Origin of the sequence: Streptomyces sp. NPDC005566, from assembly GCF_040605575.1 — a bacterium.
Classification (GTDB): domain Bacteria; phylum Actinomycetota; class Actinomycetes; order Streptomycetales; family Streptomycetaceae; genus Streptomyces.
In genome coordinates this window covers 98,316-108,273 of sequence record NZ_JBEXDB010000024.1, presented here as the reverse complement: position 1 = coordinate 108,273, position 9,958 = coordinate 98,316, and the positions used below count along the sequence as shown (strand labels likewise).

Genomic DNA, 9,958 nt, shown 5'->3' with positions numbered 1-9,958 from the left:
GGCTCCATCACTACAATCACCACCGCCCCCACACCGCAACCGGCGGCAAACCGCCCATCACCAGATTGACCAACGTCCCTGGGCAGTACACCTAGGCGTGGATGTCCGGACAAACAGGGGAGCGTGAGTACCTGATTTCAGCCGAGCCGGTCGTGCATCTAATCTGACTGCATCCAGTGGCTCGTGGCTACGACGGGGGAGAACAAAGATGGTCAGGCGCAGGCTCAGGTCGGGCACCGTGGTGCTCGGTGGTATGGGGGTGCTCGCGGCGACGCTCACCTCCTGCAGTTCGGAACCGGACCGGCGGTGCGTCGACCGGGTGACCCAGGAAATACTGCCGAGTTACGAGTGCAGCGACAAGAACGGCAGCGGTTCGTACTACTACGGCGGCAGCAGTTCCCACAACAAGGTCTCCGGCGGCAGTTTCAACAAGTCCGCGGTCGAGCGCGACGGATTCGGATCCTCCGGCTCCGGCGGCGGCTGAGCCGTCATGGAGCGCCGCACCATCGAGCCGCGTCCCGGCTGGCAGGAGACCGTGGAGGAGCAGGGACTGATCTACCCCCTGACCCGCTACCCGGACGGATCCCTGCGCCCCTACTGGGACGAGAGCGCCTACTACGTCTTCTCGCTGCCGGAGGTCGAGGCGCTCGAAGAGGTCGTGGAGGAGCTGCACACGATGTGCCTGGCCGCCGCCGGGCACATCGTCGACCAGGACCGCTTCGCCGATCTGGGCATCACCGACCGCCGGCTGGCGGGACTGATCGCCGAGTCATGGCGTCGCCGCGCCGAACTCCCCTCCCTGTACGGCCGGTTCGACCTGCGTTACGACGGGACCGGTCCGGCGAAGATGCTGGAGTACAACGCCGATACCCCGACCTCGTTGGTGGAGGCCGCCAGCTCCCAGTGGTTCTGGATGGAGGACCGCTTCCCGGGGGCCGACCAGTGGAACTCCCTTCACGAGCGTCTCGTCGACGGATGGAAGCGGCAGGCCCCACTGCTGCCGCCCGGGCCGCTGTACTTTGCCCACTCCGACGGCGACGAACTGGGCGAGGACCTGATGACGGTCGCCTATCTGCGCGAGACCGCCGCGCAGGCGGGCATCGAGACCGAGGCACTCTCCGTCGAACAGATCGGCTGGGACCGGCTGGCCGGCCGGTTCGTGGACGAGCGGCTCCGCTTCATCCGCAGTTGCTTCAAGCTCTACCCGTGGGAGTGGCTGGCGACCGACCGGTTCGGGCCGCATGTCCTGGACACCCTCGACAACGGGGGCGGAACCGGCACCACCTGCTGGATCGAGCCCGCCTGGAAGATGCTCCTCTCCAACAAGGCCCTGTTGGCCGTCCTGTGGGAGCTGTATCCCGGTCACCCCAACCTGCTGCCCTCCTATCTCGACGGACCCCGCGAGCTGGCCGGGCCCGGTGCAGCGGGCTATGTCGCCAAGCCCTTGCTCGGCCGGGAGGGCGCCGGAGTCACCATCCACGAGCCGGGCAGCGAGCCGGTGCTGCGCGACGAACCCTGCTGCTACCAGGAACTGGCGCCGCTGGCCGACTTCGCGGGCAACCGCGTAGTCCTCGGCGCCTGGGTCGTCGAAAACGAGGCGGCCGGGCTCGGGATCCGCGAATCGGCAGGGCTGGTCACGGACGAATACGCCCGCTTCCTGCCCCACGTCATCCTCTGAGAGTCCACGGGCAGCTGCCCGGGCCGCGTCGCCCGGAGCCCTGCCCGGGTGGCCAGCGCTCCGGGAGGCCGGACCCCCTGTTGTCGAGCCTCCCCGCGCCGGGCCCGGAGGTCCGGTTCCCGGGGGCCGGCCCCCGGGCGTCCGGACGTGGTGCAGCCGGCCCTTCCGGACGGGCGGGCCCCGGCCGGCTCGGTCAGGTGCTCAGGACACCTCCGCCCTCAGGCACTCAGCACTCCGCGGAGCTGGTCCAGGCCCCAGTTCAGATCCTCCTTGCTGATCACCAGAGGAGGGGCGATCCGGATCGTCGAACCATGGGTGTCCTTGACCAGCACCCCGCGATCCATCAGCTTCTCCGAGATCTCCCTGCCCGTCCCGAGACCCGGGGAGATATCGACCCCCGCCCATAGACCGCGGCCCCGGACGGCTTCCACCGCCCCCTCGCCGGCCAGCAGCCCCAGCTCGTGGTGGAGGTGGTCACCCAACTCCGCCGCCCGCTGCTGGAACTCACCGGTGCGCAGCATCGCCACCACCTCCAGCCCGACCGCGCAGGCCAGAGGGTTCCCGCCGAACGTCGATCCGTGCTCGCCCGGCCGGTAGACACCGAGCACCGCGGCCGACGAGACCACGGCTGACACCGGAACGACACCACCACCCAGCGCCTTGCCCAGCACATACATGTCGGGAACCACGCCCTCGTGCTCACACGCGAAGGTCTTCCCGGTACGGCCGAGCCCCGACTGGATCTCGTCCGCGATGAACAGGACGTTCCGCTCCCGGGTCAGCTCCCGGACCCCCGGCAGATAGCCCGGCGGCGGCACCAGCACCCCGGCCTCACCCTGGATCGGCTCGATCAGCACCGCCACGGTGTTCTCGGTCATCGCCTCACTGAGCGCGGTCAGGTCCCCGTACGGCACGATCTCGAACCCCGGCGTGTACGGGCCGAAGTCCGCCCGCGCCTCCGCGTCCGTGGAGAAGCTGACGATCGTGGTCGTCCTGCCGTGGAAGTTGCCGGCGGCAACGATGATCTTCGCCATGCCGTCCGGGACACCCTTGACGCGATACCCCCACTTGCGCGCGGTCTTCACCGCCGTCTCCACCGCCTCCGCTCCGGTGTTCATGGGCAGCACCATCTCCATGCCGCACAGCTCGGCGAGCTGCGTACAGAAGTCGGCGAACCGGTCGTGGTGGAAGGCGCGCGAGGTCAGCGTCACGCGCTCCAGCTGGGCCTTGGCCGCGTCGATGAGGCGCCTGTTGCCGTGTCCGAAGTTGAGGGCGGAGTAACCGGCGAGCATGTCGAGGTAGCGGCGGCCCTCGACATCGGTCATCCAGGCTCCGTCCGCGGAGGCGACGACGACCGGCAACGGGTGGTAGTTGTGTGCGCTGTGCGCCTCGGCGGAGGCGATGGCAGTTTCCGTGGTCGACACGGGATCTCCGTTCGTCGTGCGGCGTGGGCGGGGTGTGCCCACTTTGTATCGTCGGTCGGATCCGGCACGAGGAAACCTCTCCTGTGCGGCGCGCCTCCGAGCCCCGGTGCACCGCCTCCTGTCGCTTCCCCCTCGCCGCTCAGCGGTCGAGCAGCTCCTGGCGCCGCCCCGGCTCCCGCCTCCCACCCTTCGAACGCAGGACCGGCGCAAGCACCGCGCCGACCGCGAGCCCGGGTATCGCCCACCACCAGTGGTCGAGGCGCTCGTACGGCCCCGCATCCCCTGCTACGGCCGCAGCAGCGGTCGTCCGGCCGGAGGAGGGCGCGTCATCCGGCCGGGCCTCTACGGAGGGCGCCTGGGCGCTCTCGACGTCCCAGGGGCGGGGATACAGCGCGGGCCCCCCCTTCTCCGGGCTTGTCCGGCCCATCAGGCCCAGGTCGCCCAGGAGGGCCACCAGTTTCCTGGGCTCGGCGGCGCGGTGCCAGAGACCCCTATAGGTGGCCGGCACCTGCGCGGCCGTGTGTATCCAGACGGTGTCGGGGTCGGACCCGGGGAACACCCGGTCCGTCCGGGTCGGCTGCAGGTCGAGCGCCATCCATGTCACGTTGATCTGCCGGGTCGCCACGGAGCCGTCCAGCGACGGAGGCTGGAGACGGTCGCCCTTGTCCGGCGGGCCCAGCAGACGGGACAACCGGCCGAATTTCGGATCCGATACGTAGAGGGCGGCAGCCTCGCCGCTCGACGGCGAGGTGACCAGCACGCTCGTCCGCCCGCCCGCCACCGCGCCGGGCGCGAGCAGCACGCCCAGCCCGAGGACCGTCACCAGAACGGCAAGACGCCGCACCCACCCCCGCCGCTCCTGTCGTTTTCGCATGTCGTCCCCGTCCCCCTGCCTGTGTCCGGTGCGGACCCTCCGGACCGGACACATCTGATACACCGCCGGGCCCTTGGAGGTTCCGTCCGGAAGCCGGCTTCTTTCCGGTCCGCCCAGAGATCAGAGAGTGGACTCGGCGACGGCGCGCGCCCGCTCCTGCGAGTCCACGCCTTCCAGCCGCAGCGTCATCTGCCCGCCCCGGACCCACAACAGCGTCGGTCCTGCGGTCCGTTCGGACCGGACCCACCGCAGGCCGTCCTTCCCGACCATCCCGAACGTCAATTCATGAGGCTGCGCAAACCACAGCGCCTTCGTTCCAGGGCCTTCTTCGTCCGTGCCCAGCTCCAGCCACTGCGGCTGTACGCGGACCTGCTTGGTGACGTACGGATCGAGACCGGACGCGAACTCATCGAGCCGAATGGTCCGCCCCCGCTCGTGCCAGCACAGCGTGACCATCCACCGGCTCTCCGGCAGGCCCGTCACGGCCACCGCGTCCGGTGGACCGAGCTCTCGGGGGACCACCGGCCGGAAGCCCGCCTGCCGGGCCGCCTCGGAGATCGGCACCGACGCGGTGCAGTCCGGGGCATCCCGCTCCTCGGCCGCATCCGGCGCGCCGGTGCTGCCCGCCTCCGGTGTCCGCGACGCGCCGGCCGGGCCCGGGGGCTCCGCCGACGGTGCGTACCGCACCTGGACCCCGCCGAAGTCGAACCACTCCACGACCGCCGCCCTGACGGGAGGCGTGAGGACCAGCACGACGAGCAGACCCGAGAGGGCAGCGGTCAGTATCCGTGCGTGCCTGCGGGCCCACGCCCCGGTCCGCTGCCGCAGCCCCGGAGGCTCGCGCACAGGTGTGGGCACCGCCTCGGCGACGATCTGCGACAGCACCCGCTCGGCCATCGTGCTGCCATCGGTCGCCGGCGCGTCCAGGCTGCGGCCCAGGGCCAGCAGCTCCGCCCGCAGTCGCGCCCGGTCGTCATCGCGCTCCGACCCCGGGCGCACCGGACCGTCCATCTCAGCCATCCCTCCCACCTCCCTCCGGTCCCGGATCCGGGCCCAACTGCCCGCCGAGCCGCTGTTCCAGCTTCTTCAGCCCGCGGTTCAGGCGGGACTTCACCGTCCCGCGCGGCCAGCCCAGCGCCTGCGCGGTCTCCGCCTCGTCCATCTCGAGCAGATAGCGGCAGGTCACCACCTGCCGCTGCTCCTCGGTGAGCCCTTCCAGCGCGGCCGACAGCAGGGTCCGCCGCTCCTCCGCCAGCGCCGCCACCGCTGGATCCGCCGAGTCGGGTATCAACGGAGCAGCCCCCTGATATCTGGCCTCGCGCCCAGCCACCGCCCGCGCCCGCCCCGCCGACCTGACTGTGTTTCTCGTCTCATTCACCACGATCCGCAGCAGCCACGGACGGAAGGACGCGCCGTCCCGGAAACGCCCGAGCGCTTGGTAGGCCTTGAAGAAGGCGGACTGCACCACGTCCTCAGCCTCGGCTCCCGCGCCGAAGGCGACAGCCGCCCGCAGCGCGACACCTGTGTGGGCGCGCACGAGCTGCGCGTATGCCTCCGCCTCGCCGGCGCGCACACGAGCGATCACCGCAGCCTCGCCGTCGGCCGTGTCCCCCGCCGGCTCCCCGGACTGATCCCCGGCACGCCCGACGACACCGCTCCCGGCCCTGTCGTCGACGGTGCGGCCCCCCTCCGGCCCTGGCTGCAGGGCCCCCTCCCGCGTCCTCACACCTTTCATACACCGGTTGCCGGAGATCGGTTCCACACCTGAGACAATGAGTTCATGGCCTCTGATCGACCTCGTGTGCTCTCCGGAATCCAGCCCACCGCAGGCTCGTTCCACCTCGGCAACTACCTCGGCGCGGTCCGCCAGTGGGTGGCGCTCCAGGAATCCCACGACGCGTTCTACATGGTGGTGGACCTGCACGCGATCACCGTGCCGCAGGACCCCGCGGAGCTGCGTGGGAACACCCGGCTCGCCGTCGCCCAGCTGCTCGCGGCCGGCGTCGACCCGGATCGCTGCACGCTCTTCGTCCAGAGCCATGTGCCCGAGCACGCCCAGCTCGGCTGGATCATGAACTGCCTCACCGGCTTCGGCGAGGCGTCCCGCATGACGCAGTTCAAGGACAAGTCCGCCAAGCAGGGTGCCGACCGGGCGACCGTGGGCCTCTTCACCTACCCGGTGCTCCAGGTGGCCGACATCCTGCTCTACCAGGCCAACCAGGTCCCGGTCGGCGAGGACCAGCGTCAGCACATCGAGCTCACCCGTGACCTGGCCGAGCGTTTCAACGGCCGCTTCGGGCAGACGTTCACCATCCCGGCGCCGTACATCCTGAAGGAGACGGCGAAGATCTTCGACCTCCAGGACCCGGCGGTCAAGATGAGCAAGTCGGCGTCCACGCCGAAGGGCCTGATCAACCTGCTGGACGAACCGAAGGTCACCGCGAAGAAGGTCAGGAGCGCGGTCACCGACACGGACACCGTCATCCGCTTCGACGCGGAGAAGAAGCCCGGCGTCAGCAACCTCCTGACCATCTACTCCACCCTCACCGGAACCGCCGTCGCGGATCTCGAACGGAAGTATGAGGGTCAGGGCTACGGCGCGCTGAAGACGGACCTCGCGGAGGTCATGGTGGAGTTCGTCACCCCGTTCCGGACCCGCACCCAGGAATATCTGGACGACCCGGAGACGCTGGACTCCATCCTGGCAAAGGGAGCGGAGAAGGCCAGGGCCGTCGCCGCCGAGACGCTGGCGCAGACGTACGACCGGATGGGCCTTCTGCCGGCGAAGCACTGAGTCCAAGGACCCTGGCGAGATCACGGCCCGCGGGTCACACTGGCGTCGACACGACCGAAAACCGACCATCGACGATTGAGGAGAACGATGTGGGGACCGTAACGCTTGGCGTTTCGATCGCGGTCCCGGAGCCCTACGGCAGCCTGCTCCAGGAGCGGCGCGCGAGCTTCGGGGACCCTGCCGCGTACGGCATTCCCACCCACGTCACCCTCCTCCCGCCGACGCAGGCCGAGGGGGCCGACCTGTCGGCGATCGAGGCGCATCTCGCCCAGATCGCCACGGCCGGCCGCCCCTTCCCGATGAGGCTGTCCGGAACGGGTACCTTCCGCCCGCTGTCACCGGTCGTCTTCGTCCAGGTCGTCGAAGGCGCCTCGGCCTGCTCCTGGCTCCAGAAGCGGGTCCGGGAGCCCTCGGGGCCGCTGGTGCGCGAGCTCCAGTTCCCGTACCACCCGCATGTGACCGTGGCCCACGGCATCGCTGAGGACGCGATGGACCGCGCGTACGAGGAGCTCGCCTCGTACGAGGCGGCGTGGACCTGCGGTTCCTTCGCGCTGTACGAGCAGGGCGCGGACAGCGTCTGGCGCAAGATCCACGAGTTCCCGTTCGGGGCCGGCGGCGGCACACCCGCCGTGCCGGCCCAGGGCGGCTACTCCGTGGACCAGCCGTCCCTGCAGCCCTGACCAGTCGGCCGGGGCCACCGTCCCCGCGGCCCGGACCGCCCGCCCAGGGTCTTTCGTCCGGATCAGGCTGGACCAGGGAGCGGTGCCAGGGCACGCGAGCCCAGCAAGATCCGGACGAGAGGCCCTATACCGGCAGCCGCCGGAACAGCGGGCGCGGAACGTGCCGCAGCGCCGACATCACCACCCGCAGGGCGCCGGGCACCCACACCGTTTCCGAGCGCCGCCGCAGCCCCGTCACGATCGCGTCGGCGACCGCGCCCGGCGTCGTCGCGAGCGGCGTCTCCTGACGGCCTTCCGTCATCTTCGACCGTACGAAGCCGGGGCGTACGACCATCACATGCACCCCCGTACCGTGCAGCGCGTCCCCGAGTCCCTGCGCGAAGGCGTCCAGGCCCGCCTTGCTGGAGCCGTAGATGAAGTCGGCGCGCCGGGCGCGCTCGCCCGCCACCGAGGAGAGCACCACCAGCGATCCGTGGCCCTGCGCCTGGAGTGCGCCGGCGCACACCAGGCCGGCGGAAACCGCCCCCGTGTAGTTGGTCTGGGCGACCCGGACCGCGGAGAGCGGATCCTCCTCGTCGCGCGCCTGGTCGCCGAGGATGCCGAAAGTCAGCAGCACCGTGTCGATGTCGCCTTCGGTGAAGAGTTTTCCGAGCACCTCCTCGTGCGATTCGGTGTCGAGCGCGTCGAAGGCGACGGTACGCACGTCCGCCCCCAGCTCACGCAGCTCCGTGGCGGCCCGCTCCAGAGCGGGTGAAGGCCGGCCGGCCAGCCGGACCGTGCGGGTGCGGCGGGAGATCAGGCGGCGCGCGGTGGCCAGACCGATCTCCGAGGTGCCGCCGAGGACGAGCAGGGACTGCGGGGCACCGAAGGCGTCCTTCACGAGAAATCTCCTAGCAACGGCAGAGTGGACGGCGGAGCGAACGGCAGGGCGAACGGCAGGGGGGGCGGCGGAAACGGACTGCGGAGACGGACTGCGGCATACGTGCAGGCGGGCAGTCGGACAGACGTGCCATCGGGCAGCCGTGCCATCGGGTAGCCGTGCCATCGGACGGACGGTCAGAGCGCGAGACGGCGCGACAGATCCGACCGGAAGGCCCCCCGCGGGTCCAGCTCCGCCCGCAGGGTGCGGAATTCGGGCAGCCGCGGGTACATCGTGGCCAGCATGTCCGGCTGCAGCCGTGCGTCCTTGGCCAGGCAGACCCGGCCACCGGCCGCCGCAACCTCGTCGTCGAGACCGTCCAGGAGGCGCGCCAGGCCGGGCAGCCCGGCGGGCAGGCCGAAGGAGAGCGTCCAGCCTGGCGCGGGGAACGACAGCCAGCCCGGACCGGCTTCGCCGAACCGCCCGAGCACGGCGTGGAACGCGGGGCACCGGCGCGCGGAGATCCGCCCGACGATGCGGTGCAGGGTCTCCTCCTGGCCGTATCCGACGGCGAACTGGTAGTGCACGGAACCGCCGCGTCCGTAGAGGCGGTTCCAGTGCGGGACGGCGTCCATGGGGTGGAAGAAGGCGGAGAGCTTCTGCAGCTCCCCGGAACGGAACACGGGTGCGCTGCGGTAGCGGAGTTCGTTGAAGAGCGCTGCGGAGGTCCGCCCGAGCAGTCCCTCCGGCACGAGGGCGGGCGGCGTGGCGGACAGCTGTCCCGGGCGGAACGGCAGCGGTGTGCGCCGGGCGCGCGCCGGGAGCGCATCGAGCGGTGCGTGCTCCCCTCGTGTGAGGACGGCGCGCCCTCTCGCCTTCCCCCGCGCCAGAAGATCGATCCAGGCCGTCGCATAGGGCGCGCTGTGCCCGGAGGACGCGAGACGGGCCAGTGCCTCGTCCAGATCGGCGGCCCGCTCGGTGTCGACCGTCATGAACGAGGTCGCGACGCGGCGGAACCGGAGTGTCGCGGAAAGGACGACCCCGGTCAGGCCCAGGCCGCCCGCGGTCGCGTCGAACAGCTCGGTGCCGGGCAGCACCGTCCGAACCTCGCCGTCGGCGGTCAGCAGTTCCAGCGCGCGCACATGCCGCGTGAAGGAGCCGGCGGCCGGGTGGTTGCTCCCGTGGACGTCGGCGCCGATCGCCCCGCCGACGGTGACGTAGCGGGTCCGGGGGGTGACCGGCACGAACCAGCCGAGCGGCAGCAGGACGGTCATCAGCCGGTGCAGACTCACCCCGGCATCGCAGACCACCGTGCCGGTGTCGGCGTCGAACGAGCGGATCCGGTCCAACGCGGTCATGTCGACGACGGAGCCGCCCGCGTTCTGGGCCGCGTCGCCGTGGGCGCGGCCCAGCCCGCGGGCGACGACACCGCGGGGCCCGCAGCCGCGCACGGCGGCGACGGCCTCTTCGTAGGTACGGGGGCGAAACCGCAGAGCGGTCGTCGGGGCGGTGCGGCCCCAGCCGGTCATGGACACCGTGTCGACAGACATGAGGGTGACCGTATCGCCCGAGAAAACCCATTTGAGGGATTTGTTACAGCACTCACCGAAATGGGTGATTGATGGCTCCAGGGGACCCCGGCACCGGTT

10 protein-coding genes are annotated in these 9,958 nt (G+C 70.8%); 4 read left to right on the top strand and 6 right to left on the bottom strand.

Translation table 11 applies throughout. From position 1 onward, the window contains the following. Positions 1 to 208 precede the first annotated feature (208 nt). Positions 209 to 484, top strand: a complete 276-nt coding sequence (locus tag ABZS61_RS30810; RefSeq protein ID WP_356428432.1) for a hypothetical protein — start codon at positions 209 to 211, stop codon at positions 482 to 484. A 6-nt stretch (positions 485 to 490) separates the two neighbouring features. Next, positions 491 to 1,678: a glutathionylspermidine synthase family protein gene (locus tag ABZS61_RS30805; protein WP_356428429.1), complete on the top strand. Its 1,188-nt coding sequence runs from the start codon at positions 491 to 493 to the stop codon at positions 1,676 to 1,678. A 218-nt stretch (positions 1,679 to 1,896) separates the two neighbouring features. On the opposite strand, the gene rocD is transcribed toward ABZS61_RS30805, so the two are convergent. The 4 genes from rocD to ABZS61_RS30785 form a co-directional block, all read right to left on the bottom strand. Further along, entirely contained in the window at positions 1,897 to 3,102 is a 1,206-nt protein-coding gene (gene rocD, locus ABZS61_RS30800) for an ornithine--oxo-acid transaminase (RefSeq protein ID WP_356428426.1), read from the bottom strand. A 139-nt stretch (positions 3,103 to 3,241) separates the two neighbouring features. After that, positions 3,242 to 3,976 carry a hypothetical protein gene (locus ABZS61_RS30795; RefSeq protein ID WP_356428423.1) on the bottom strand — a complete coding sequence of 245 codons (735 nt, stop codon included), beginning with the start codon at positions 3,974 to 3,976 and terminating at the stop codon, positions 3,242 to 3,244. Between the two features lie 120 nt (positions 3,977 to 4,096). Next, a complete protein-coding gene (locus ABZS61_RS30790; protein WP_356428420.1) occupies positions 4,097 to 4,996 on the bottom strand; it encodes a hypothetical protein in 900 nt (299 codons plus the stop codon). Then, positions 4,989 to 5,702, bottom strand: coding sequence for a sigma-70 family RNA polymerase sigma factor (locus ABZS61_RS30785; RefSeq protein ID WP_356428417.1), 714 nt, complete (start codon positions 5,700 to 5,702; stop codon positions 4,989 to 4,991). Before ABZS61_RS30785 ends, ABZS61_RS30790 begins: the two co-directional genes overlap by 8 nt. A 54-nt stretch (positions 5,703 to 5,756) precedes the next feature. Between ABZS61_RS30785 and trpS the strand changes: the two genes are divergently transcribed. Together trpS and ABZS61_RS30775 are read left to right on the top strand one after the other, a co-directional pair. Beyond that, positions 5,757 to 6,770 (top strand): tryptophan--tRNA ligase, encoded by a 1,014-nt coding sequence (gene trpS / locus ABZS61_RS30780; RefSeq protein WP_356428415.1) that lies wholly within the window; start codon positions 5,757 to 5,759, stop codon positions 6,768 to 6,770. An 89-nt stretch (positions 6,771 to 6,859) separates the two neighbouring features. Further along, positions 6,860 to 7,450 (top strand): 2'-5' RNA ligase family protein, encoded by a 591-nt coding sequence (locus ABZS61_RS30775; RefSeq protein ID WP_356428412.1) that lies wholly within the window; start codon positions 6,860 to 6,862, stop codon positions 7,448 to 7,450. A 124-nt stretch (positions 7,451 to 7,574) separates the two neighbouring features. On the opposite strand, the gene ABZS61_RS30770 is transcribed toward ABZS61_RS30775, so the two are convergent. Together ABZS61_RS30770 and ABZS61_RS30765 are read right to left on the bottom strand one after the other, a co-directional pair. Continuing rightward, the gene (locus ABZS61_RS30770; protein WP_356428409.1) at positions 7,575 to 8,330 is read right to left on the bottom strand and encodes a decaprenylphospho-beta-D-erythro-pentofuranosid-2-ulose 2-reductase; all 756 of its coding nucleotides are present in this window, start codon (positions 8,328 to 8,330) and stop codon (positions 7,575 to 7,577) included. Between the two features lie 176 nt (positions 8,331 to 8,506). Further along, positions 8,507 to 9,859 (bottom strand): FAD-binding oxidoreductase, encoded by a 1,353-nt coding sequence (locus ABZS61_RS30765; RefSeq protein ID WP_356428407.1) that lies wholly within the window; start codon positions 9,857 to 9,859, stop codon positions 8,507 to 8,509. Positions 9,860 to 9,958: the final 99 nt, after the last annotated feature.